General features: G+C 54.8%; 25 protein-coding genes. 15 read left to right on the top strand and 10 right to left on the bottom strand.

The window, feature by feature from the left end; translation table 11 throughout:
* Positions 1-100 precede the first annotated feature (100 nt).
* From betI to NIM72_RS04135, 8 genes are all read left to right on the top strand, one after another.
* Positions 101-694, top strand: a complete 594-nt coding sequence (gene betI, locus NIM72_RS04100) for a transcriptional regulator BetI (RefSeq protein WP_222925379.1) — start codon at positions 101-103, stop codon at positions 692-694.
* Positions 695-708: 14 nt separating this feature from the next.
* On the top strand, positions 709-2181 hold the full coding sequence (gene betB / locus NIM72_RS04105; protein WP_161733095.1) for a betaine-aldehyde dehydrogenase: 1473 nt from the start codon (positions 709-711) through the stop codon (positions 2179-2181).
* Between the two features lie 23 nt (positions 2182-2204).
* The gene (gene betA, locus NIM72_RS04110) at positions 2205-3887 is read left to right on the top strand and encodes a choline dehydrogenase (protein WP_161733097.1); all 1683 of its coding nucleotides are present in this window, start codon (positions 2205-2207) and stop codon (positions 3885-3887) included.
* Between the two features lie 428 nt (positions 3888-4315).
* Positions 4316-4666: a multidrug/spermidine efflux SMR transporter subunit MdtJ gene (gene mdtJ, locus NIM72_RS04115; RefSeq protein WP_150015024.1), complete on the top strand. Its 351-nt coding sequence runs from the start codon at positions 4316-4318 to the stop codon at positions 4664-4666.
* Entirely contained in the window at positions 4653-4982 is a 330-nt protein-coding gene (mdtI, locus tag NIM72_RS04120) for a multidrug/spermidine efflux SMR transporter subunit MdtI (protein WP_253418862.1), read from the top strand. Before mdtJ ends, mdtI begins: the two co-directional genes overlap by 14 nt.
* A 200-nt stretch (positions 4983-5182) precedes the next feature.
* Positions 5183-6325 (top strand): acyltransferase, encoded by a 1143-nt coding sequence (locus NIM72_RS04125; RefSeq protein ID WP_161733101.1) that lies wholly within the window; start codon positions 5183-5185, stop codon positions 6323-6325.
* A gap of 163 nt (positions 6326-6488) precedes the next feature.
* On the top strand, positions 6489-6749 hold the full coding sequence (locus NIM72_RS04130) for a hypothetical protein (protein WP_013358126.1): 261 nt from the start codon (positions 6489-6491) through the stop codon (positions 6747-6749).
* Between the two features lie 116 nt (positions 6750-6865).
* Positions 6866-7051, top strand: coding sequence for a hypothetical protein (locus NIM72_RS04135; RefSeq protein ID WP_150015032.1), 186 nt, complete (start codon positions 6866-6868; stop codon positions 7049-7051).
* A 95-nt stretch (positions 7052-7146) separates the two neighbouring features.
* On the opposite strand, the gene NIM72_RS04140 is transcribed toward NIM72_RS04135, so the two are convergent.
* From NIM72_RS04140 to NIM72_RS04150, 3 genes are all read right to left on the bottom strand, one after another.
* Positions 7147-7284 (bottom strand): hypothetical protein, encoded by a 138-nt coding sequence (locus tag NIM72_RS04140; protein WP_167493426.1) that lies wholly within the window; start codon positions 7282-7284, stop codon positions 7147-7149.
* 215 nt (positions 7285-7499) lie between these two features.
* On the bottom strand, positions 7500-8483 hold the full coding sequence (adhP, locus tag NIM72_RS04145; protein ID WP_253418865.1) for an alcohol dehydrogenase AdhP: 984 nt from the start codon (positions 8481-8483) through the stop codon (positions 7500-7502).
* A gap of 341 nt (positions 8484-8824) precedes the next feature.
* Positions 8825-9109: a hypothetical protein gene (locus NIM72_RS04150; protein ID WP_202604893.1), complete on the bottom strand. Its 285-nt coding sequence runs from the start codon at positions 9107-9109 to the stop codon at positions 8825-8827.
* A gap of 381 nt (positions 9110-9490) precedes the next feature.
* Here NIM72_RS04150 and NIM72_RS04155 point away from each other — a divergent pair, with 381 nt between their 5' ends.
* A complete protein-coding gene (locus NIM72_RS04155) occupies positions 9491-9865 on the top strand; it encodes a phage baseplate assembly protein V (protein WP_253418868.1) in 375 nt (124 codons plus the stop codon).
* A gap of 478 nt (positions 9866-10343) precedes the next feature.
* Here the strand turns inward: NIM72_RS04155 and NIM72_RS04160 are convergent, their stop codons facing one another.
* From NIM72_RS04160 to copC, 3 genes are read right to left on the bottom strand one after another with little or no spacing between them, the layout of a single operon-like run.
* Positions 10344-10691: a YebY family protein gene (locus NIM72_RS04160; RefSeq protein ID WP_161733105.1), complete on the bottom strand. Its 348-nt coding sequence runs from the start codon at positions 10689-10691 to the stop codon at positions 10344-10346.
* Positions 10692-10719: 28 nt separating this feature from the next.
* The gene (gene copD / locus NIM72_RS04165; protein WP_253418871.1) at positions 10720-11595 is read right to left on the bottom strand and encodes a copper homeostasis membrane protein CopD; all 876 of its coding nucleotides are present in this window, start codon (positions 11593-11595) and stop codon (positions 10720-10722) included.
* A 4-nt stretch (positions 11596-11599) separates the two neighbouring features.
* Positions 11600-11977, bottom strand: coding sequence for a copper homeostasis periplasmic binding protein CopC (gene copC / locus NIM72_RS04170; protein ID WP_253418874.1), 378 nt, complete (start codon positions 11975-11977; stop codon positions 11600-11602).
* 150 nt (positions 11978-12127) lie between these two features.
* Here copC and NIM72_RS04175 point away from each other — a divergent pair, with 150 nt between their 5' ends.
* Positions 12128-12361, top strand: coding sequence for a DNA polymerase III subunit theta (locus NIM72_RS04175; protein WP_033733020.1), 234 nt, complete (start codon positions 12128-12130; stop codon positions 12359-12361).
* Positions 12361-13029 carry an exodeoxyribonuclease X gene (gene exoX / locus NIM72_RS04180; protein WP_161733186.1) on the top strand — a complete coding sequence of 223 codons (669 nt, stop codon included), beginning with the start codon at positions 12361-12363 and terminating at the stop codon, positions 13027-13029. The genes NIM72_RS04175 and exoX overlap by 1 nt, the downstream gene beginning before the upstream one ends.
* Here the strand turns inward: exoX and NIM72_RS04185 are convergent.
* Together NIM72_RS04185 and NIM72_RS04190 are read right to left on the bottom strand one after the other, a co-directional pair.
* Positions 13023-15086 carry a prolyl oligopeptidase family serine peptidase gene (locus tag NIM72_RS04185; protein WP_253418877.1) on the bottom strand — a complete coding sequence of 688 codons (2064 nt, stop codon included), beginning with the start codon at positions 15084-15086 and terminating at the stop codon, positions 13023-13025. The two genes, exoX and NIM72_RS04185, sit on opposite strands and share 7 nt — an antisense overlap.
* A gap of 126 nt (positions 15087-15212) precedes the next feature.
* Entirely contained in the window at positions 15213-15869 is a 657-nt protein-coding gene (locus NIM72_RS04190; RefSeq protein WP_161733188.1) for a tellurite resistance TerB family protein, read from the bottom strand.
* Between the two features lie 166 nt (positions 15870-16035).
* Here NIM72_RS04190 and purT point away from each other — a divergent pair, with 166 nt between their 5' ends.
* Positions 16036-17214: a formate-dependent phosphoribosylglycinamide formyltransferase gene (purT, locus tag NIM72_RS04195; protein WP_253418893.1), complete on the top strand. Its 1179-nt coding sequence runs from the start codon at positions 16036-16038 to the stop codon at positions 17212-17214.
* A gap of 34 nt (positions 17215-17248) precedes the next feature.
* On the opposite strand, the gene NIM72_RS04200 is transcribed toward purT, so the two are convergent.
* Both NIM72_RS04200 and zwf read right to left on the bottom strand, forming a co-directional pair.
* Positions 17249-17887, bottom strand: a complete 639-nt coding sequence (locus NIM72_RS04200; RefSeq protein WP_010258674.1) for a bifunctional 4-hydroxy-2-oxoglutarate aldolase/2-dehydro-3-deoxy-phosphogluconate aldolase — start codon at positions 17885-17887, stop codon at positions 17249-17251.
* 444 nt (positions 17888-18331) lie between these two features.
* The gene (gene zwf / locus NIM72_RS04205) at positions 18332-19807 is read right to left on the bottom strand and encodes a glucose-6-phosphate dehydrogenase (protein ID WP_033732917.1); all 1476 of its coding nucleotides are present in this window, start codon (positions 19805-19807) and stop codon (positions 18332-18334) included.
* 364 nt (positions 19808-20171) lie between these two features.
* Here zwf and NIM72_RS04210 point away from each other — a divergent pair, with 364 nt between their 5' ends.
* The 3 genes from NIM72_RS04210 (at position 20172) to NIM72_RS04220 (ending at position 23918) form a co-directional block, all read left to right on the top strand.
* Positions 20172-21050: a MurR/RpiR family transcriptional regulator gene (locus NIM72_RS04210; RefSeq protein ID WP_202604894.1), complete on the top strand. Its 879-nt coding sequence runs from the start codon at positions 20172-20174 to the stop codon at positions 21048-21050.
* Between the two features lie 107 nt (positions 21051-21157).
* Positions 21158-22600 (top strand): pyruvate kinase, encoded by a 1443-nt coding sequence (pyk, locus tag NIM72_RS04215; RefSeq protein WP_161733116.1) that lies wholly within the window; start codon positions 21158-21160, stop codon positions 22598-22600.
* Positions 22601-22685: 85 nt separating this feature from the next.
* Positions 22686-23918 carry an MFS transporter gene (locus NIM72_RS04220; protein ID WP_161733118.1) on the top strand — a complete coding sequence of 411 codons (1233 nt, stop codon included), beginning with the start codon at positions 22686-22688 and terminating at the stop codon, positions 23916-23918.
* Positions 23919-23922: the final 4 nt, after the last annotated feature.

The raw sequence follows: 23922 nt of genomic DNA on the forward strand, positions 1-23922 counted from the left end.
ACATTTAAAAAACAGCATCCTAACAAATTTTCTTTTTATATTGAACGTGCAATCAAAAAAAGATTAAATAGGGGCTCGATTTGAGGGTGGAGCTGGAGCTATGCCAAAGGTAGGGATGCAGCCGATACGACGTCGGCAACTGATTGATGCGACCCTGAGCACGATTAATGAGATGGGGATTAATGATGCCACGATTGCCCAGATCGCCCGGCGGGCGGGGGTCTCAACCGGCATCATCAGTCACTACTTCAAGGACAAGAACGGTTTACTGGAAGCTACGATGCGTGATGTGACGCGTCAGCTACGCGAGGCAGTACTGTCGCGGCTAAAACCGCTGGCCGATGCCTCTGCAGAACAGCGGCTGTGTGCCATTGTTGATGGAAATTTTGATGAAACCCAGGTGCACACCGCGGTGATGAAAGCCTGGCTCGACTTCTGGTCGAGTAGCATGCATCAGCCCCAGCTTAACCGGCTTGAGCGGGTCAGCAGCCGTCGGCTCTACTCAACGCTGGTGGTCGAATTCCGGCGTGAACTGCCGCTGGAAAAAGCACGCCTGGCCGCACACGGTCTGGCTGCCCTGATCGACGGTCTGTGGCTGCGCGCCGCGCTAAGCGGTAAGCCATTCGATCCCGCTATCGCGCTCACACTGACCACCCAATTCATCCGTCAGCAACTGGCTGGCGAGCACGAATAACGGAAGGAGAAAACATGTCCCGATTCACCGAGCAGAAACTCTACATCGATGGCGCTTATGTTGCCGCAGCGTCTGGCGAAACGTTCCAGACAATCAACCCGGTCAACGGCGAAGTCCTGGCAGAGGTTCATGCCGCCGGCCAGGAAGATGTCGATCGCGCCGTTGCTGCCGCCAGAAAAGGCCAGAAGGTCTGGGCGGCAATGACCGCCATGGAGCGCTCACGCATCCTGCGTCGCGCCGTCGACATCCTGCGCGAGCGTAATGATGAGCTGGCAGAGCTGGAAATGCTGGACACCGGTAAACCTTACAGCGAAACCTCAGCGGTCGATATCGTCACCGGTGCAGACGTGCTGGAGTACTACGCGGGTCTGGTTCCGGCGCTGGAGGGTCAGCAGATCCCACTGCGTGAAACCTCCTTTGTTTATACCCGCCGCGAACCGCTGGGCGTGGTCGCCGGTATCGGTGCCTGGAACTACCCGATTCAGATCGCCCTGTGGAAATCCGCACCCGCGCTGGCAGCGGGTAACGCGATGATTTTCAAACCCAGCGAAATGACTCCGCTTACTGCCCTGAAGCTGGCAGAAATCTACACCGAAGCGGGCCTGCCGGATGGCGTGTTTAACGTGCTGCCGGGCATCGGTTCGGTGACCGGTCAGTTGCTCACCGAGCATCCGGGCATCGACAAAGTCTCCTTTACCGGCGGCGTTGTCAGCGGCAAAAAAGTGATGGCTAATGCAGCGGGGTCAACGCTGAAAGAGGTCACTATGGAGCTGGGCGGTAAATCACCGCTGATCATCTTTGATGATGCCGATCTCGATCTGGCCGCTGACATCGCCATGATGGCGAACTTCTACAGCTCCGGTCAGGTCTGCACCAACGGCACCCGCGTCTTTATCCCTGCAAAACTGCAGGCGGCGTTCGAGACCAAAATCAGCGAACGCGTTGCCCGTATTAAAGCAGGCGATCTGCGTGATCCGGCTACCAACTTTGGTCCGCTGGTCAGCTTCAGCCATCGCGACAACGTGATGCGCTACATCGAATCCGGCATTGCTGAAGGCGCACGCGTGCTGTGTGGCGGCAAACGTCTGACTGGTGGTGATTTCGACCAGGGTGCCTGGGTGGCCCCCACCGTGTTCACCAACTGCCGTGATGAGATGAAGATTGTCCGTGAAGAGATCTTCGGGCCGGTGATGTCGATCCTGAGCTATGAAAGTGAAGAAGAAGTGATCCGCCGCGCCAACGATACCGAGTTTGGTCTGGCCGCCGGACTGGTGACGCAGGACCTGAATAAAGCGCACCGCGTGATTCATCAGATCGAAGCCGGTATCTGCTGGATCAACACCTGGGGCGAGTCCGCCGCAGAGATGCCGGTGGGCGGCTACAAGCACTCCGGTATTGGCCGCGAGAATGGTCTGATGACGCTGCAGAGCTACACCCAGGTGAAGTCCGTGCAGGTTGAGCTGACGCGTTTTCAGTCAGTCTTTTAATCACTTAACCTGAGGAACGACGAATGGAATTTGATTACATTATTATTGGAGCCGGATCCGCAGGTAATGTTCTGGCGACCCGTCTTACCGAGGAAAGCAACGTGAGCGTCCTGTTGCTCGAAGCGGGCGGCCCGGATTACCGTTTTGATTTTCGTACACAGATGCCTGCGGCCCTTGCCTTCCCGCTGCAGGGAAAACGCTATAACTGGGCCTATGAGACTGAGCCAGAGCCTTACATGAACAACCGCCGCATGGAGTGTGGTCGCGGCAAAGGCCTGGGTGGTTCATCCCTGATTAACGGCATGTGTTACATCCGCGGCAACGCGATGGATCTGGACAACTGGGCCAGCGAGCCGGGACTGGAGAACTGGAGTTATCTGGACTGCCTGCCCTACTACCGTAAAGCGGAAACCCGCGATATCGGCCCGAACGATTTCCACGGCGGCGATGGCCCGGTTTGCGTGGCAACGCCGAAAGCGGGCAACAACGTGCTGTTTGAAGCGATGATTGAGGCGGGTGTACAGGCGGGTTATCCACGCACCGACGATCTGAATGGCTACCAGCAGGAAGGTTTTGGTCCGATGGATCGTACCGTGACGCCAAAGGGTCGTCGTTCCAGCACTGCCCGTGGCTATCTCGATATGGCCAAAGGTCGCCCCAACCTGAAGATCATTACGCATGCCACCACCGATCGCATCATCTTCGACGGCAAGCGCGCGGTTGGCGTGGAGTATCTGCAGGGCGACAGCAACACCATCAATAAAGTGACGGCTCGTCGTGAAGTGCTGCTGTGCGCGGGTGCTATCGCCTCGCCACAGATCCTGCAGCGTTCTGGCGTGGGTTCGCCTGAGCTGCTGAAGCAATTCGACATTCCGCTGGTGCACGACTTGCCGGGCGTGGGTGAAAACCTGCAGGACCATCTGGAGATGTATCTGCAGTATGAGTGTAAAGAGCCGGTTTCTATCTATCCGGCCCTGAAGTGGTGGAACCAGCCGAAAATCGGTGCAGAGTGGATGTTTAACGGCACCGGAATCGGTGCCAGCAACCAGTTTGAAGCAGGCGGCTTTATCCGCAGCCGCGAAGAGTTCAGCTGGCCGAACATTCAGTATCACTTCCTGCCGGTAGCAATTAACTATAACGGTTCTAACGCTGTTGATGCCCACGGCTTCCAGTGTCACGTCGGCTCTATGCGTTCGCCAAGCCGTGGTCATGTGCGCCTGAAGTCACGCGATCCGCGTCGTCATCCGGCTATTCTGTTCAACTACATGTCACATGAGCAGGACTGGCATGAGTTCCGCGATGCTATCCGCATTACGCGTCAGATAATCAATCAGCCAGCGCTGGATAAATATCGTGGCCGTGAAATCAGTCCGGGTCTGGATTGCCAGACGGATGAGCAACTGGACGAGTTCGTGCGCAACCACGGCGAAACCGCCTATCATCCGTGCGGCACCTGTAAGATGGGTAACGACCCGATGGCCGTCGTGGATGGCGAAGGTCGTGTACATGGGCTGGAAGGTTTACGTGTCGTTGATGCGTCGATTATGCCGCTGATTATCACCGGTAACCTGAATGCCACCACTATCATGATTGGCGAGAAGATTGCCGATAAGATTCGTGGCCGCAATCCGCTGCCACGCAGCACCGCCACTTACTATGTCGCGGGTGATGCGCCGGTTCGCACCGTGCCGCAGCGCGCTGAGTGATTCGTGACGGTGTCACGTAACAAAAACCGGGCATTCTGTTGCCCGGTTTTTTTTTGCACTGTTTTACGAACTCGCGCTTCCCTACATACGTTTTAAAAAAAACTGATTTTTGAACCATCAAACCTCAACAGGAATCAAAAATAGCAGCATCTGCTGTTGATTTCATGATGTGCAGAATGGTATAAATCCGGCGTGTATTTCACCGGAGGCATTATCCGTCCACTGACGAGAAGCAACAATGTGGATGCGTTGTAAATTTTATGAGCAGAATGTTCATGTCACATCTTACCCCCACCTTCCTTTCTGGCTGGAACGTCGCCGATCAGCACTGGCGTAACGCCCTGTAGTCCCCTCACCACTTCGACACTGTTCTGAGTCTGCCCTGTGTACTGTGGCAGGTCGTCTTTTATCGTTGCTGGAGAGCACCCATGCGCGCCTGGGTTTTACTATCACTCGCTATTGTTACTGAAATTATTGGTACCCTTTTCATGAAATGGTCCAGCCTCAATGGCAGCCATTCAGGCTATCTCATGATGCTGGGCATGATCGCTTGTTCCTATATTCTGCTGAGTTTCGCCATCAAACGTATCGCCCTGGGTGTGGCTTATGCCCTATGGGAAGGGATTGGCATCATGCTGATTACGTTATTCAGCGTACAACTATTTGGCGAAGCGCTGTCAGCGCTGAAAATCTGCGGTCTGGTAACGCTGATCGTCGGGATTGTGCTGATCAAGACTGGCACCCAATCATCAGCGGAGGTTAATCATGGTCATCGCTGATTTTATTCATGCCGTCTGGCTGGCACTTGCTATCGTGCTGGAGATTGCCGCCAACATATTCCTTAAATATTCTGATGGGTTTAAGAAACCGCTGTACGGTCTGCTATCACTCTGCTGTGTGCTGCTCGCTTTCAGCGCACTCGCTCAGGCGGTCAAAGGCATCGATCTGTCGATCGCCTATGCAGTCTGGGGCGGTTTTGGGATTATTGCCACTGTCGCGGCTGGATGGGTGTTGTTTGGCCAGCGACTAAACCGCAAAGGCTGGGTCGGTCTGACTCTTCTGCTGGCTGGCATGATCCTGTTAAAGCTGGCCTGATCGCTTATCTCAATCAGTAATTCTGGTTAAGGGTGTGCGCTTGTACACTCTTACCTTTGCGTGCCTTCCAGCCCTTGTGCAGTTGATTTCTTCCTAATCTCTATGCTCGGAATCCTCTTACTTTTGTAAAGGCCCGTTTACATATCTTTTGCCTTAAGGCTTAGTGAGCGCCAAAAGCCGGGTAAAAACGAGGAAAAGTTATGTCTGCAACACGAGGTTGGTCAACGGAGCTGGAAGGGTTACGCGGCATTGCCTCTCTCTGGGTACTGGTTGGCCATATCAGCTTACTGGTTCATTGCCATATCACACTAATTTCATCACCGGGCATCGGGGTCGACCTTTTTATTCTGTTATCGGGTTATCTGATGGCGAAAAACTACGTCGAGCGCCAGCAGAAAGAGCCATGGCAGAGCGCGGAGACGATTAAGAAGTTTTGGATCCGCCGCTTCTTCCGTATCGCCCCGCTCTACTATCTGCTGTTAATCATTGCCCTGATTTATGGCCCGTGGTTTGGTGAAATGCGTGACACCATTGCGCATTTTTATTCCGGCACCGCCACGGAGTCGTCGCGTTACAACGACCAGTCGCTGGCAAATATCCTGACTCACTTCAGCTTCCTGTTCGGCATGTTGCCCGAGTATGGGTTTAACACCGTGCTACCTGACTGGAGTATTGGGCTGGAGATGCAGTTCTATCTGCTGTTCCCGTTCATCATGCTGGTCACGCTGCGCTTTGGTTATGCCGCCTCCCTGATTGGCATCATGGCGCTCTGCTGCGCCGGTCGGTACGTGCTGGCCGATTATTATGAGGCGTTTGAGATGCCTTCGATGATCCTGATTAAGCTGAACATGTTCCTGGCAGGAATGCTGCTGGCCGAAGCAATTCGCCGTAAATCGCTGCTCTATGTCGGCTATGCGCTGCTCGGCCCGGTCGTCACCGTGGCGATTGGCATGGACGCGATTAAGCTGCAGGTGATAATGGAGGCGCTGATGATCGTCGGTATGACGGCGATTCTGTGGCAATACCCGCAGGGCAGCATGATGGCTCAGCTGATTGCCCTGCCGCGGAAACTTCTGAACAACCGACTCAGCACGTGGCTGGGCGACGTCTCGTTCTCGGTCTACCTGCTGCACCTGCTGATCGTGATCCCGCTGATCGCCCTGCTGCTCACTCATACTGACTTTGAGTTTAAGAGCGACATGATGCGTTTCCTGATTGTCTGCGTATCTGCCATCCCGGTGACCTATGCGCTGGCCTCTTTACTCTATAAGTATGTTGAGAAGCCCGGCATTCAGATGGGTAAGCGCGTACTGAAGCCTAAGCTGGCCAATCAGACCAGCTAAGTTTCAGTCCACTCATTTCTTAAAAGCCCCTGTCTGGGGCTTTTTTATTACCTCTGACACCGTTTATCAGCCCTGTACACGCAATGATTAAGCGCCCTCGCCAGCACGCCTGCTGAGGTGAACTACACTTTCCCGGTTAGCAATCTGAAGCAAAGGAGAGAACATGAGCATTCAGCATCTGCTGCTATCCAGTGACGGTGGCGCGGTAATCATTGAAGCAGAACAACTCGAAAGTGAGCTGGTTATCCCGCCCCATCTGCAGACCCTGAGCGGCGGTGAAGCTGACAGCGATACCGGCCATCGAGTGGCGGTAACAAAGCACTACTGCAAGGGACGCTATTATGCGGTTGCCCTTGATCGCCACGCAGCCAGCAATGAAATCGATGACGTAATTGACCTGCTGCATCCTGCCCCGCTTGATTAGCCTTTATCGGCCACGGTGCGTTTAAGGTCAGGTTCCGCTGAGAGTCCGGCGAAAGAACGGCCTGTTAAGGCATTATCGCCACGCGGCATTACTATTTTCAGAAGAGGAAAAGCATCATGGAAAAGAAGAAGTGGTTTGTTTCCTACGTCATTAAGCCAAAAGGTGAAAATCATGTTACGACGCATGCCTTTATTGAAGGTGATGATGTTGAGGAGGCGCTTGAGACCTTTATGTTCGAAACCAAAAAAAGCCTGTCGCTGGAAACTGAAGAACTGACGCTGCTGTCGGTAAGTCTGGTGTAACCTCTGATTAACCTCGCGATAGCGGGGTTTATCCCTTTCGAGAGGGAAAGGTTATCTATTTATATTATTTATAATTTCCCTGGTGCCGCACTCAGTTACTTAGTGGGATAAGGCCAGGCGTGATCCATGCCCGTCGATGACATCAGACCGGTCACAGCCAGATACGCCAGTATCAGGACAAACAGTACAATTGCAGCAATTTCAATGGATTTAAGTAAGTGATGCTTCGCCATAAATAACCCTCCTTCGGTTGTGTGTAATCATGCCTTCCCCTCATAAACTATAATGTTACCGGTAAAGTGCAAGCGAAAATCACACAATGAAACATAAAGCCGTGCTTATTAATGTTTATGGGGAATACGCGTTAAGGCCTTCACGTGGCAGGACCAGGCGCTGCAGACATAAAAAAGCCCGCAATGCGCGGGCCTTAGTAACGCTCAGTTGGGTTCTAACTGGCAGGCTGACCGGTAAAGTCGATAACCATCCTGCCGCGGATTTTGCCGTGAATCATCTCATCGAAGATGGCATTGACCTCACCAATCTTCCTTTTGGTCACTTTCGGCACCACCTTGCCTTCTGCCGCAAACTGGAAAGCTTCCGCCAGATCGTTGCGCGTTCCGACCAGCGATCCCACCACCTGGATGCCATCAAGCACCAGTCGCGGGATATTCAGGCTCATTGCTTCCGGCGGCAGTCCGACTGCTACGACCCGACCTCCGGCTCTGACCGCGTCCACCGCTGAATTAAAGGCCGCTTTGGCGACGGCTGTGACCACAGCAGCATGTGCCCCACCGGTCTTCTCCTGAATAAAGCGTGCCGCATCTTCGCTGGCAGAGTTAACGACCAGATCGGCTCCCATCTCTTTCGCCAGCGCCAGCTGTCCATCACTGACATCAATCGCAATCACTTTAGCGTTGAAGACGTTTTTCGCATACTGCAGAGCGAGATTACCCAGCCCACCAAGGCCATAAATCGCCAGCCACTGTCCCGGTTTGACCTCTGATACTTTTACCGCTTTGTAGGTAGTGACACCGGCACAGGTAACGCTACTGGCGGCAAAGGGATCAAGTCCGTCGGGAACTTTGACCGAGTAGTCAGCAACGACGATACACTCTTCAGCCATGCCGCCATCGGCGGTAAAACCGGCATTGATGACGTCCCTGCAGAGCGTTTCATTACCGGAGTTACAGTATTCACAGTGTCCGCAGCCCTTGAAGAACCAGGCGACGCTGGCGCGATCGCCCGGCTTGAGCGAGGTGACATCCGGCGCGACTTCCTCAACGATACCGATCCCTTCGTGACCCAGCGTTACACCGGTCTTATCACCAAAATCACCGTTCTTCACATGTAAATCGGTATGGCATACACCACAGCATTCCATCCTGAGCCGCGCTTCGCCGGTTTTGAGAGGACGTAGCGTCTTCTCAACCACTTCAACCTAGTGTTCACTATTAGCAATTGCCGCTTTCATAAACGTTCCTCCATTTGATTGGAGGTTAAGAATAAGCCAAACCGCGGTGATGACAAGATGACAGGTAAGCTTTGGGTGCTTGCTGCGGGAGTTGTTGTGGCTTTTGCGAGTGGGGTCGGTTTTTTAGGTGAAGCCGCGGGATTGTGTTTAGCGGCAACGCTTCGTCAGGCTTGAGTTTTCTGTCGGGGACAAATAAAGCGCGCTTACGGTACGATTTTAGTCAGGTAAAGATTGCCCGTTAAAAGGGGCAATAAAGCCCCTTGTCGCTTCAGATGATTTCGTACTATTTGCTCAAACGCGTCTTAAGAGTGCCAGCGGTGGATGCCACTGTCAGCGGGTGGCGGCCCCATATGCTGAGCGGCACTATCCGGCGCTGGTGGTGGTCCCATATGCTGAGAAGCATTGTTTACTGGCGAAGCAGGTCCGGCGTGCTGACTCCAGCTGGCGTCATTATGATGGTTTTCATGATGACGATGCCAGTCAGAAGATGGGCCACGATGATGACCACCATCAGCCATCACACAACCTGACGTTGCGGCACTCGCTAACGCTACAATTACACATGGGATAACTTTTTTTAAGAACATAACAGATCCTGATTGAATATCACCGGGGCAGGTTACGACTGAGTTTTTATACGTTGGGTAAACATGGTGAGGGGTTTGGGGAGGATGTTGGAAGAGGTTGATTGAGGTCAATTTTAGGTAGGATTGTGTTCCTTAAAGGCTATTCTCTGCTGTTGGGCTGCTAGTTAAGCGAGAGTGTCACCAGAAACTTACTGAACCTAAGATGAGGTTTGGTACTATTTCTTTTCTGACTTCCTCTGATGTTTAGCTATACATGAACAAACGCTAAATCCCTTTTTTCTCTGGTTGATGGGACACTCTAGCCCCATCAACTTACAAATCTTAAAGATTTGCGCCTGCTACGCAACGTGACCAGCATCGGAACCGTGTCGGCCCTCAATCTTGATAGCCCTTTATGCCGTGTTGTTACCTGAAAACACAATCAACTGGCTGAGCACCGATGCGGATAAAACCCGCTCATGGAATGCGCCGTCAGTGGGCGAACAAGTTCTTGTTCTGTGTCTGGGCGATGAAATTGATACCGGCTTTATGCTGTCAGATATTTTATCTGACAACACCCCGGCCTATGCTTTGCACTGGTCATTTCATGACGGCGCGGTGATCGAGTACGAGCCGGGAACTGGCTTACTGGCCGAAACCGGCAAACAAACGGCCACCATCAAGACGGCGTTAAAAATCCTGTTCGACCTGGCTGAAGTGGAATACAAAACGCTGCGAAAATTGCGCAGCTGGAAGTCACCCAAGGCTGCACGCTGACCGATCTTGAGCACATATGGCAGTGAGTGCAAGCGGCCGTGTTCAAGCGTGAGCATAACGTTGATGCGGATAATTATGTATTACATCCACTTCGCGCCCGCTCATCCTGAGGATGCAATTCGCTGGCGTTCCTGGCGAAGAAAAATGGCGACAAAGTGGCGGGTAAAATTCCAGCAGAATAGAAATTCAGGTAACAGAATGGGTTTTAACTGGTTGATTTAGGTATTAAATTTTTTAAATTCCAACCAAAAAAAGACCGAATACGATTCCTATATTCGGTCCAGGGAAATGGCTCTCAGGGAGCCGTGCGCTAAAAGTTGGCATTTATGAAGGCGATGTCGCCTTGCAATTTAAGGTTAGAACAGCGCGGTGGAAATGCCAGCAAACGCGGGGATCAGGGCCATAAAGTGGATCAGTTTGTGATCGCAACGGCAAAAAATCGGAGATTGGGCGCAGCGCGAGGCTGCACCCGAGAGGTTTATTTACCGCACAGCGCCTGGGTGCGCTCAATAATCGGCTGCAGGCTCATCATCTGGCCCGGATGCGCTTTGTCTTCGGCCTGAATCACGCTGATCGGCTGCGCTTTCACCTGCTTGTTTTTGAACAGCTGGTCGGCGATGTCGTTCAGCGGATATTGCATCAGTGTGCTCGGGTTGATGGCAAACATTGCTCCATCTTTCTCGCAGGTCAGCATCACCTCTTCACGGTTAAACGGCCACTTCTCTTTACCGATCTCAAAGCGGCTGACGGTAATGATTTGTGTCGCCAGCGCCTGGCCGCATACGGATAACAACAGGATTGCGGGGATCACTTTCTTCAGCAACATAACTACCCTTTTCTCTCTTAAACCACATTCAGGCTGGCGACAGCGTGGCAAATACGCTCACCAGCCCAACCACTCCACACGCCAGCAGCAGTTCAAGCTGCGTCATGCGAATAAATTTTTGCTGCGTGCCGCTGCCCGCCAGGCGGAAACGCGGCACCAGCCAGTACCGGTTAATCAGCGCCACCAGCACCATCAGGGCAACCAGCAGCATTTTGCACAGCAACAATATAATGTAGCGTGAATCGTGCCACATCAGTGGCCAGCCTGCGATCATCACGCTGTTTATCACGCCGCTCAGCAGCGTTAACACCACCGCCAGATGACCGTAGCGCGAAAACCGCATCATGGTACGAATCGCGTCCGTGCGGCGATCAATCTGGCGCACCTCGCGCATCAACAGCAGCAAGGGCAATAATCCCCCCACCCAAAACGCCGCCGCAATCAGATGCATTGCCTGGCTGATCTGCTGAAGCAGACCGGGCACTCCATCGCGCATTGCGGCGTGACCAATCAGGGCCATGCAGGACAGTTGCAGCACGCCTGCCAGCAGTAACACCTGCTGGCGCAGCTTTCCGGTCAGTAATAGCGCGAAAATGCCCATGACGCCGAAAATGATTTCCCACTGCCACACCGCACCAAAATGTGTGCCGAGCACCGCCAGCCAGATGTCGGTATCGGCCAGATTGGTACTGTCGCCGCTCATCAGCACATTCTGACAGGCCAGCATCAGTAGCGCACTCAGCAGCGCCAGCCAGGCGCTCCCCTTCACCAGCGGGTTTAACCGTAACGCCAGCAGGAGTCGATAGCGTCTGGGTGCCAGCAGCGCGCTGTAACAGGCGCTGCCGGTCAGCAGCATCACGGCAGCGAAATGCAGTCCGCGCAGCAGGATCCAGAAGGTGTTCACCGGGTTACTTCACGCTGAAGCGATAGCTTCCTGCAGTTTTATGTCCATCCACTGACAGCACATGCCAGTTAACCTGATAACTCCCCGCTTTCAGCGGCTGAGAAAGACCGACAATCAGGCGATTTTTCTGGTCAGACTCAACGCGGGCTTTGGCGGTCGCGACCGGCTTCTGTTCACTGTCCAGCAACGTAACGCCGCTGAAGGCCGCTTCAATATCTTCACTGAAGTTCAGCGTCAGCGCATCGGGAGATGTCGTCACCTGCGCTTTGGCTGACGGGATAGAAGTCTGGAGATGCGCATGCGCGGCGGCCAGCGAGCTGAATGCCATCAGTCCTGCTGTCGCCAGCGCAATAACCATGCGGGAAATGGGTTTTTTCTGCATAATATCATCCTTTTAACCGCCGCCAGGGCGAAAAACGTGGAAAAAGGATACGCTGCTGCATTTGCACTGTCGAGGCCAGCGATGCGATCCTTATCCTTGATTCAGACCGCCGAAAACATTACTTTTGCCGGCTATCGTCAGGAGAATATTATGAGCCATAACCTTGCCGTGCTGTCCCAGGAAGAGAAAGACAAGATCAATGTCGATTTGGCGGCAGCGGGCGTGGCGTTCAAAGAGCGCTATAACATGCCGGTCGTCGCCGAAATGGTGGCGCAGGAGCAGCCCGAAGCGCTGCGTGACTGGTTTCGTCAGCGTCTGATGCAATACCGCCAGGCGTCACTCAGCCTGTCGCGCCTTCCTTATGAACCGAAGATGAAGCAATGATGTTTCGCGTTATCGATACCGAAACCTGCGGTCTGCAGGGCGGCGTGGTGGAAGTCGCGTCCGTGGATGTGGTCAACGGTCAGATTGTGAATCCGATGAGCGATCTCACCCTGCCCGACCGCCCTATCAGCCGTCAGGCGATGGCGGTGCATCGCATCACCGAAGCGATGGTCGCCGGTAAACCGACGATTGAAGAGGCGATCCCGCGCTATTACGGCAGTGCTTTCTACGTGGCGCATAACGCCAGCTTTGATCGCCGGATGCTGCCGGAGATGTACGGTGAATGGATCTGCACCATGCAGCTGGCGCGCCAGCTCTGGCCGGGCATTAAATATGGCAACCAGGCATTGCGTCATTCGCTGAAGCTGGATGTGACGCCGCCTGCTGACCTGCATGCCCACCGCGCACTCTATGACTGCTATGTCACAGCGGCGCTGCTGATTCGCATTATGGAGGTCTCCGGCTGGGGGGCCTCCGAGATGATTGTGCGTTCACAACCAGCGGCCCAGCGCGACGATATTCTGCCGTTCGGCAAATACCGCGGCCAGGCGATTGCAGTGATTGCGAGAAAGGATCCGAGCTACCTGAAGTGGGTGCTGAATAATGTTAGCGATCTGCGCCCGCCATTACGGCAGGCGCTGAATAAGTACCTGTCGGAGTCTCAGTAGTCCTGAGCTGGCGGCAGGGTACCCTGTGCCAGTCCGAGCAGGAAGGTGTACTCCATCGCGATGCCCTCGTAGGCTTTGTAACGCCCCGACTTCCCGCCGTGACCGGAATCCATATCGGTGCAGAGCAGCAGTAGGTTGTTATCGGTTTTCATCGCTCTCAGCTTCGCCACCCACTTGGCCGGTTCCCAGTACTGCACCTGTGAGTCATGCAGGCCGGTCGTGACCAGCAGGTGGGGATACGTTTTCGCCTCAATGTTGTCATAGGGGCTGTACTGGCGGATGTAGTAGTAATATTCCGGATCGTTGGGGTTACCCCACTCGTCATATTCACCCGTGGTCAGCGGAATTGACTCATCCAGCATGGTGGTGACCACATCCACAAACGGCACCTGCGCCACGACGCCGTGGAACCGCTGAGGCGCCAGATTAATCACGCCACCCATCAGCAGGCCGCCTGCACTGCCCCCCATCGCATAGAGCCGTTCCGGGTGGCCGATGCCGCGCGCCACCAGCGCATCCGTGACATCAATAAAGTCGGTAAAGCTGTTCATTTTGTTCAGCAGGCGACCGCCGTCATACCATTGCTGCCCCAGCTCACCGCCGCCGCGCACCTGTATCAGCGCATAGACAAAGCCGCGATCCAGCAGGCTCAGACGGCTGACGCTAAAATCGGCATCCATGCTGCTGCCGTAGGCACCATAGCCATAGACCAGCATCGGGTTCTGACCGGGCTGATAATGTTTGCGGTGATAGACCAGCGACACCGGCACTTCAGTGCCATCGCTGACTTTAATCCAGTGGTGCTCACTTTTGTAATCTTCCGCGTTGAAGCCTTTAACCTGGCTCTGCTTCAGGATGCGGCGTTCGCCGGTATCCATGTCCAGTTCAAACAGCGTGGTCGGCGTGGTCATCGACGAATAGCCGTAGCGCAGTTTGCTGGTACGCGGCGTCGGATTATAGGCCAGCCAGGTCACATAGGTGGGATCGTCAAAGGCGATGCCGCTGGTTTCGCCGCTGGCCCAGTTAATCTGACGCAGGCTGGTTAAACCGCGCTGGCGCTCCTCAACCACCAGCCAGTCGCGGAATAGCTGGAAATCATCCATCACCACCTGTTCCCGCGCCGGGATGAGTGTTTCCCAGCGTGACTCATCCAGATAACGACTGCGGTAGAGACCGAAGTTTTTGCCTTCGCGGTTTGAGCGAATGAAGAACTGATGATCGTAATGGTCGATGCTGTATTCATGGTCGCGACGGCGCGGCAGAAAGACATGTGGCTGCGCATCGGGGAAGTTCGCATCGATAAGCTGAATTTCACTGGTGTTGGTGCTGTAGAGCGCAATCATGATGAACTGCTTAGAGGTGCTCTTGTGCACGCTGAGATGGTAAGTGTCATCCTGCTCTTCGTAGACGAGCTTGTCCTCCGACTGCGGCATCCCCAGTTCATGTCGCCACACCTGATAAGAGAGCAGCGTCTGCGGATGTTTCCGCACATAGTAGATCGTGCGCGAGTCGTTGCCCCAGGCGAAGCTGGATGAGGCGTTACTCAGCACTTCAGGATACCAGCTGCCACTCTCCAGGTTGCGGAACCGGATGCCGTACTGGCGTCGCGACAGGAAATCTTCGGCCAGCGCCATCACCCGGTTATCGGGGCTGATGTGCAGCGCGCCCATCGTGTAAAAATCGCTGTGCGAGGCGCGCTGGTTAGCATCCAGCAGCAGGCTCCACTCGCCAGACTCCTCGCTTGCTGCCGGTTGACGGTAATAAGCCGGATATTCGTTACCACTCTGATAGCGGCTCTGATAGCGATAACCGTTTTTCACATAGGGCACAGAGTGATCTTCCGGCGGCAGTCGATCGATAATCTCTTTTAAAACCCGGTCCTGCAGCGGCTGCTGCGATGACATGATTTTTTTGCCGTAATTGTTTTCGGCACGCAGGTAATCAAGAACCTCGCTGTTTTCGCGTTTGTCGTCGCGCAGCCAGTAGTAGTCGTCAACGCGCGTCTCACCATGCAGCGTCATCTCATGGGGAATTTTTTTTGCGATGGGTGCTTTCATCCATCCGTCTCCGTGAACGTAATGATCTGTAAGCGTAACACTTCAGTCGTGGGAAGCCAGGTATGACGAGAGAAGCTGCCGCTGACGAATCACGTTCTGTGACCTGCCAGCGGACGTTTGAAAGGATTAACCGGCGGGCAGACGGGCTTTTTCAGCCTCCAGATCCTGCTGGATGCCGTCACGCACATCCTGAGGAATTTTCAGCGCGTCGCCCAGCGCGGAGAGATAGCTGCGTTCCATAAAGTGATCGACGTCAATAGCGGCACAGCTCAGGAAGTAAAGCTCCAGCGCCTCTTCCTCATTTTTCACATCGGCGGCCAGCCACTGCGGATCCAGCGGGCGGTTCATCGCTTTCTGAATCAGCTGCTCTGCATCCTGGCCGTAACCGGACTGATGAATATTCTGCTCAATAGCTGCCCGCTCCTGATCGTCGATGTGTCCGTCACTTTTAGCGGCAAACACCAGCGCCGTGACCAGACGTTCAGCGCGCTGATCGACTGGCGTCTGGGCCACGCCAAAGTCAGGTTCATTCTGGTGCGCTTCGCTGACCCGCTGCTTGTATTTGTTCCACAGCAACGCTCCTGCGGTCGCACCACCACCAATAATCAGCGCTTTACCGCCATATTTTGTCAGCAGTTTGCGTGAAGACTTACTGGAGACAAGCATTGCGGCCAGACCGCCCAGCGCACCCGGCGCCAGCATGTCACTTAAGCCGCTGCCCGATTTGCTTTCACCGCCCTTCTTAGTCAGTACCGACTGAATCTGTTGCAACCAGTTGTTCATCATCCACTCCTTTTTGAGATGTCAGCCCGCTATCCTGACCAAAAGGATGTCAGGAAACGTCAGAGCGGGAAAAGTACGGCAAACGGCGGTGTCGTATGGACGAAAGATGAGAACGCAAACGTTTTCGTTTATACTTGCGCGCGAATTTGACTGCTTAGAGGAATGTATGACGACTCTCGGAACAGCGCTGCGTCCGGCGGCGACGCGCGTAATGCTATTGGGTTCAGGTGAACTGGGTAAAGAGGTGGCGCTGGAGTGTCAGCGTCTGGGTGTGGAAGTCATCGCAGTTGATCGTTACGCCGATGCCCCGGCGATGCATGTCGCCCATCGCAGTCATGTGATTAATATGCTGGATGGCGCAGCGCTGGCTGCGCTGATTGCCGAAGAGAAGCCAGACTTTGTGGTGCCGGAAATTGAAGCCATCGCTACAGATACACTGGTTGAGCTGGAGCAGCAGGGCCAGCGCGTGGTTCCGACCGCCCGCGCCGCAAAGCTGACTATGAATCGTGAAGGCATTCGTCGCCTTGCGGCTGAAGAGCTGTCGTTGCCGACCTCAAGCTATCGCTTTGCCGACAGCAAAGCGCGTTTTGATGAAGCCACAACCGAAATCGGCTTCCCGTGCATTGTAAAGCCGGTGATGAGTTCATCCGGCAAAGGTCAGAGCTTTATCCGCGACGTCAGTCAGCTTGAGAAAGCCTGGGATTATGCGCAACAGGGTGGCCGCGCCGGTGCCGGTCGCGTCATCGTCGAAGGCGTTGTTAACTTCGATTTTGAGATCACCCTGCTGACCATCAGCGCGGTCGACGGGATTCACTTCTGTGCGCCGATTGGTCACCGTCAGGAGGATGGCGATTATCGTGAATCCTGGCAGCCACAGCAGATGAGTGAACTGGCGCTGCAGCGAGCGCAGGATGTTGCCGCGCAGGTGGTGAAGGCGCTGGGCGGCTATGGCCTGTTTGGCGTTGAGCTGTTTGTCTGCGGTGATGAGGTGGTGTTCAGTGAAGTATCACCTCGTCCTCATGATACCGGCATGGTGACGCTGATTTCACAGGATTTGTCAGAGTTTGCGCTGCACGTACGGGCGTTCCTGGGTCTGCCGATTGGCGGGATTCGTCAGTATGGTCCATCGGCATCTGCCGTTATCCTGCCGCAACTGACCAGCCAGAATGTGCAGTTTGTGAATGTCGAAGCAGCACTGGGGGCCGGTCTGCAGCTGCGGCTGTTCGGGAAGCCGGAGATCAGCGGGCAGCGTCGTCTTGGCGTTGCGCTGGCCAGCGGTGACAGCACCACGCAGGCGATTGCGCGTGCAGTGGCCAGCGCAGCGGCGGTTACGGTTCAGGGGTAAATTTGTGCGGTGAGCAGACGCTCACCGCCATTACTTACTTCGCGCCTTCGACAGCTTCGCGTGCCAGGCGGGTTATGCGATCCCAGTCGCCCGCTTCCAGGGCGTCGTTGGGTACCAGCCAGGAGCCGCCGATGCACAGCACGCTTTTCAGCGCCAGGTAGTCACGGTAGTTGGCGGGAGAGATGCCGCCGGTCGGACAGAAACGTACCTGCGGAAAAGGTCCGCCAATCGCCTGCAGCGCTTTCACGCCGCCATTCGCTTCTGCCGGGAAAAACTTAAACTCGCGCAGACCATAGTCCATACCGGTCATTAACTCTGAAACGGTGCTGATGCCCGGAATCAACGGAACCGGCCCTTCAACCGCCGCTTTCAGCAGCGATTCTGTTACGCCAGGACTGATAACAAACTGCGCACCGGCATCGGTCACTTCCTGTAACTGCTGCGGATTAATCACCGTTCCTGCCCCGACGATCGCATCCGGCACTTCTTTGATCATCGCACGCAGTGCATCCATCGCTACGGGCGTGCGCAGCGTCACTTCCAGCACTCTGACACCGCCTGCCACCAGCGCTTTCGCCATCGGCACAGCGTGTTCCAGTTTGTTCACCACGATGACCGGCACGACAGGTCCGGTGGTCAGAATCTGTTCAGCACTCGTTTTCCAGTTTTTCATCAGTTCCCCTTGCTTGATAACACCGGGATTGTGGCCCGGTCATGGAGCATCGGCTCCTGCCCTGTAATTTGCGTCACTACCATACATGATCCGCTTCCTGAGCGTCTATCCTCCTGCGCCGATTTTGAAACAGCAGTTCAGTTTTATTCATATCCGCTGGCCCGGTTTAAAGGCGAAAAAAAAGCCCGCATTGCGGGCTGTAACTGCAGATGAAACCAGGTTTCGTATTTGCCTGGCCGCAATGTCTTAGTTTAAGGCGCAGGGAACACGGGCAGAGGAGGAAAGCGTCCCGCGCCATGGACGGCGCGGGCCGAGCGGCCAGGGATTGGCTCAAGCGCCTTTCCGATCTGACCGTGTTCCTTTCGCAGTCACAGTCTTACAACAGACCGGGCTGATATAATCACCCATCTCACCACCGCGTTACGGGCTTCATCATCACTTCAGTTATTCAAACTCGTTCCATGAGCGGCCATCGCGGGTGATCATCGCCACCGAGGCTACCGGGCCCCAGGTGCCGGCCTGATACGGCTTGGAAGAGTCACCATCCGCCGCCCAGGCTTCAATAATGGAATCGACATAGGTCCATGCGGCTTCAACTTCATCGCGACGCACAAACAGCGCCTGGATACCGCGCATGCTCTCCAGCAGCAGACGCTCGTAAGCATCGGCAAGGTGCGACTGGTTGAACGTCTCGGAGTAGCTCAGATCCAGCTTGGTGGTCTGCAGCTTGTGCTTGTGATCGAGACCCGGCACTTTGTTCAGGATCTCGATATCCACGCCTTCGTCCGGTTGCAGACGAATGGTCAGCTTGTTCTGCGGCAGCTCTGAGTAGGAATCTTTGAACAGGTTCATCTCAGGGTTTTTAAAGTAGACCACGACTTCGGAACACTTGGTCGGTAAACGCTTGCCGGTACGCAGGTAGAACGGCACGCCTGCCCATCGCCAGTTATCGATATCGACACGAATTGCGACGAAAGTCTCCGTAGCGCTCGTTTTATTGGCACCCTCTTCTTCCAGGTAGCCTGGCACTTTTTTACCCTGTACAAAGCCCGCAGTGTACTGACCGCGTACGGTTTTCTCACGCACGTTGGTCTGGTCGATGCGGCGCAGCGAGCGCAGCACTTTAACTTTTTCGTCACGGATGCTGTCGGCGCTAAGATCGGACGGCGGCGACATGGCGATCATGGTCAGAATCTGCAAAAGGTGGTTCTGAATCATGTCACGCATCTGACCCGCTTTATCGAAGTAACCCCAGCGGCCTTCGATACCCACCTCTTCGGCCACCGTGATCTGCACGTGGTCGATGGTGCGGTTATCCCAGTTGTTCACGAAGATAGAGTTCGCAAAGCGCAGCGCCAGCAGGTTAAGCACGGTCTCTTTGCCGAGATAGTGGTCGATACGGAACACCTGGCTCTCATCGAAGTATTCACCAACGCTGTCGTTGATCTCCTGCGAGGTTTCCAGTGAGGTACCCAGCGGCTTCTCCATCACGACACGCGCCGGTTTCGCATTCAGCTTCGCGGTGCCCAGTCCCTGACAGATCGCGCCAAAGGTGCTCGGCGGCATCGCGAAGTAGTTAATGGTGGTGCGGTTTTTCTGGTCCAGCATCTTGCCCAGTTTCGGGAAGTGCGTGGTGTCATTAACATCGAGGTTGCAGAAGTCGAGACGATTGCTGAGTTTGTCCCACAGCGCTTCGTCAATCTTCTCCTTCATGAAGGTTTCCAGCGCTTCACGTACCACTTTGGTGTATTCCGCTTTGTCCCACTCGGCACGGCCGACACCAATAATGCGGGTTTCCTCGTGGATCTGACCCGCTTTCTCTAACTGGTACAGTGAAGGCAACAGTTTACGGCGTGCAAGATCGCCTTTGGCACCGAAAATCACCAGATCGCATGCCTGGGCTGTTTGTGTTACCGCCATTTTCCTCTCCTCGTTGCAGGATAGTCCGGTGGTGATGCATCCTCTGCCACCGGGTCCAGGTTATTATTTTCTTTCAGCACAATGTACTTTTTTCCCCGCGCCAGGTAAACCGACTCGCCGGGTCAACCGCATTAACTCTGTACCGGATACGCTGAGCGCGTGTGATGACACGTGCGGATTGCCGGTTTTTTCTGTGTCTGCTGGTGTCAGGAAAATCTGGCATCGGTCAAAGTATCCCAAAAAAAAGCGCTATCGGCTTGTCAGCCGTTGCGCTCGCCGGGTGCTGGCGCGATATAGTCGCTGTTAATCGCCTCCTGCGACAGTGATAATTGAAATTGATAAAAGTGATAATGGTTATCGGCTTATGAATATGCTGGAAAAAATTGAAGCGCAGTTTGCTGCGCTGAGCAAAGCGGAACAGAAAGTCGCCCGGCAGATTCTGGCTGCACCCCAGGCGGCAATGCACTCCAGCATTGCGACGCTGGCAGGCGTTGCCGGCGTGAGTGAGCCCACCGTAAATCGCTTCTGCCATCACCTTGGCGCACGCGGCTTTCCTGACTTTAAACTGCAACTGGCGCAGAGTCTGGTGAAAAGCAGCAGTTGGGTCAGCCGGGGCGTGGAGGATGACGACAGTGTGGAGAACTACAGCCACAAGATCTTCGACTCGGCGCTGGCTGGACTGCAGCGTGTGCGGGATCAACTAAACAGCACGCAGTTGCAACAGGCCGTCACCCTGCTTGCGCAGGCCGACAAACTCGCCTTTTTCGGGCTGGGAGCGTCCGCAGTCGTGGCGCATGATGCCTTTACCAAATTTCTGCGCTTTAATCTGCCGGTAATCTGGTCGGACGATATTGTGATCCAGCGCATGAGTTGCATAAATAGTCGAGCCGGTGACGTTTTTGTTCTCATTTCGCATACTGGACGCACAAAAAATATGGTAGAACTGGCTCGCCTGGCCCGTGTAAACGGTTCCACCGTTATTGCCATCACCTCTCCCGATTCACCCCTTGCCCATGAAGCAGCGATAGCTTTAGTGCTTGATGTACCGGAAGATACGGATGTCTATTTGCCGATGGTGTCGCGCCTGGCGCAGTTAACCGTGATCGATGTGCTGGCGACCGGTTTTACCCTGGAACGGGGAGCTCCCTTCCGGGAAAACCTGAAACGCGTGAAAGAGGCGTTGAAAGCGTCGCGTTACGAAAAGAACACCATTCGGGAAGAGAGTGATCAGCAAAAAAATTAACATCACATTTACAATGTGAGTCGTATCACAACCCGTCGATCATATAGAATAGATAACCATGCTGTGTCCACAGACCCGGACACGCTTAAATGTTTACGGAGTCCTCGATGTCAAGACGTCTCAGAAGAACCAAAATCGTAACAACCCTCGGCCCGGCTACCGATCGTGATAATAACCTCGAAAAAATCATCGCTGCCGGTGCGAATGTTGTACGACTCAACTTCTCTCACGGCACCGCAGAAGACCATCAGCTACGTGCCGATAAAGTGCGTGAGATTGCCGCAAAGCTGGGCCGCCACGTGGCTATTCTTGGTGACCTCCAGGGTCCAAAAATTCGTGTTTCGACCTTCAAAGAAGGCAAAGTTTTCCTGAATATTGGCGACCGTTTTCTGCTGGATGCGAGCCTGGGTAAAGGCGAAGGCGATAAAGAGCGCGTCGGTATCGACTACAAAGGTCTGCCTGAAGATGTGGTGCCGGGCGATATCCTGCTGCTGGATGATGGTCGCGTGCAGCTGAAGGTGCTGGAAGTTCAGGATACGAAAGTCTTCACCGAGGTCACCGTGGGTGGCCCGCTGTCGAACAACAAAGGCATTAACAAGCTGGGTGGCGGCCTGTCAGCTGAAGCGCTGACCGAAAAAGACAAGGCAGACATCATCACCGCCGCTAAGATCCGCGTCGATTATCTGGCTGTCTCTTTCCCACGCTGTGGCGAAGATATGAACCTGGCGCGTCGTCTGGCGCGTGAAGCGGGTTGTGACGCTAAGCTGGTCGCTAAAGTGGAACGTGCCGAAGCGGTCGCCAGTCAGGAAGCGATGGATGACATCATTCTGGCCTCAGACGTGGTGATGGTTGCGCGTGGCGACCTGGGCGTTGAGATTGGCGATCCGGAACTGGTCGGCATTCAGAAAGCATTGATTCGTCGTGCCCGTCAGCTTAACCGCACCATCATTACGGCGACGCAGATGATGGAGTCGATGATCACGAACCCGATGCCAACTCGCGCAGAAGTGATGGACGTGGCTAACGCCGTACTGGATGGCACCGATGCTGTGATGCTCTCTGCGGAAACCGCAGCGGGTCAGTATCCGGCGGAAACCGTCTCAGCGATGGCGAAGGTCTGCCTGGGCGCGGAGAAAATCCCGAGCGTCAACGTCTCCAAGCACCGTCTGGATGTGCAGTTCGACAACGTCGAAGAAGCGATCGCCATGTCTTCCATGTACGCCGCAAACCATCTGCAGGGCGTCACCGCGATCATCACCATGACCGAGTCGGGCCGTACTCCACTGATGACCTCACGTATCACGTCGGGCCTGCCGATTTTTGCGATGTCGCGCCATGAGCGCACGCTGAATCTTACCGCGCTCTATCGCGGTGTGACGCCGGTGTTCTTCGACAGTAACAACGACGGTGTCGCGGCCGCACACGACGCGGTTAATCTGCTGCGCGATAAAGGTTTCCTGGTTTCCGGCGATCTGGTCATCGTGACGCAGGGTGATGTAATGGGCGCCACCGGCACCACCAATACGACTCGTGTGCTGCGCGTGGATTAATTGCGCCCGCGTTGACATTGTCGGTGTAGAATCAACGACGCGACTGCCTGGCAGTCGCGTTTTTCTTTTCTGACAAGGAGGCAAGATGCCCCGTTTCCAGCCCATCAGCCAGCTTACAGGCCGAATTTTACTTTTTCCTCTGGCGTTAGTGCTGTTCGAGTTTGCGACCTATATCGCTCACGACATGATTCAGCCCGGCATGCTGATCGTCACCAGCGAGTTTTCTGTTGGCCCGGAATGGGTTTCTACATCGCTGACCGCTTACCTGATTGGTGGCGTGGTGCTGCAATGGCTGCTGGGTCCACTCTCCGATAAGTTTGGCCGGCGACCCGTGATGCTGTCCGGCATTCTGTTTTTTGCCGTCGCCTGTATGCTCACGCACTGGGTCAGTTCGATTGAAGAATTTGTCAGCCTGCGCTTTATTCAGGGCATCAGTCTCTGCTTTATTGGCGCAGTCGGCTATGCCGCGATTCAGGAAGCCTTTGATGAGGCGCTGGCGGTGCGCATGATGGCGCTGATGGCCAACGTCGCGCTGATGGCTCCGCTGGCAGGCCCATTGGCCGGTGCCGCCTGGCTCACCGTGGGCAGCTGGCGCAGTATGTTCTGGCTGTTTGCCGCCTGCAGCCTCGTTGCGTTTGTGGTGTTGTGGCGTGTGATGCCCGAAACCGCCGGCGATCGCAGTCACTCCATTGCCCTGCCCAATCTGGCGCGCAACTATGGCCGACTAATGAAAGACCGTCTGGTGATGTTCGGATCTTTTGCTATCGGACTGGTGTTTATTCCGATCCTCACCTGGGTTGCTCTGTCGCCGGTGATCCTGATGCATGACGAAGGTCTTTCTCGCATGCAGTATGCCCTGCTGCAATTGCCGGTGTTTCTGGCGATGATCGCCGGTAACCTGACGCTGAGTAAGCTGGCCGGACGCGTGCCGATTGAACAGCCGGTGAAGTTCGCCGCCTGGCCGATTCTGATTGGTCTGAGCCTGGCGTTGGTGGCAAGCCTGCTCAACAGTCACGGTTATCTGCTGATTACGGCTGGCCTGAGTCTCTACGCTTTTGGTGCGGGAATGGTGAATGCCGGACTCTATCGCCTGACGCTCTACGCCAGCGATGAAGGCAAAGGCAGCGTGGCGGCCATGCTGGGGATGATTAGCATTCTGACGCTGGCGGTGGGGATTGAGCTGGCGAAAAGTGGCTACTTCAGCGGCGGCACGTTGTGGTTCTGTCTGATCAACTTTATCAGTGGCGTGTTATGGTTTGGTCTCGTCACCCTGTTTATGCGCGAGCGTAAACGTCGCAGCAGGCTGGAAGCGTTATAAACAG

The sequence above is a fragment of the Pantoea sp. B550 genome (genome assembly GCF_024158165.1).
GTDB classification, from domain to species: domain Bacteria; phylum Pseudomonadota; class Gammaproteobacteria; order Enterobacterales; family Enterobacteriaceae; genus Pantoea; species Pantoea alfalfae.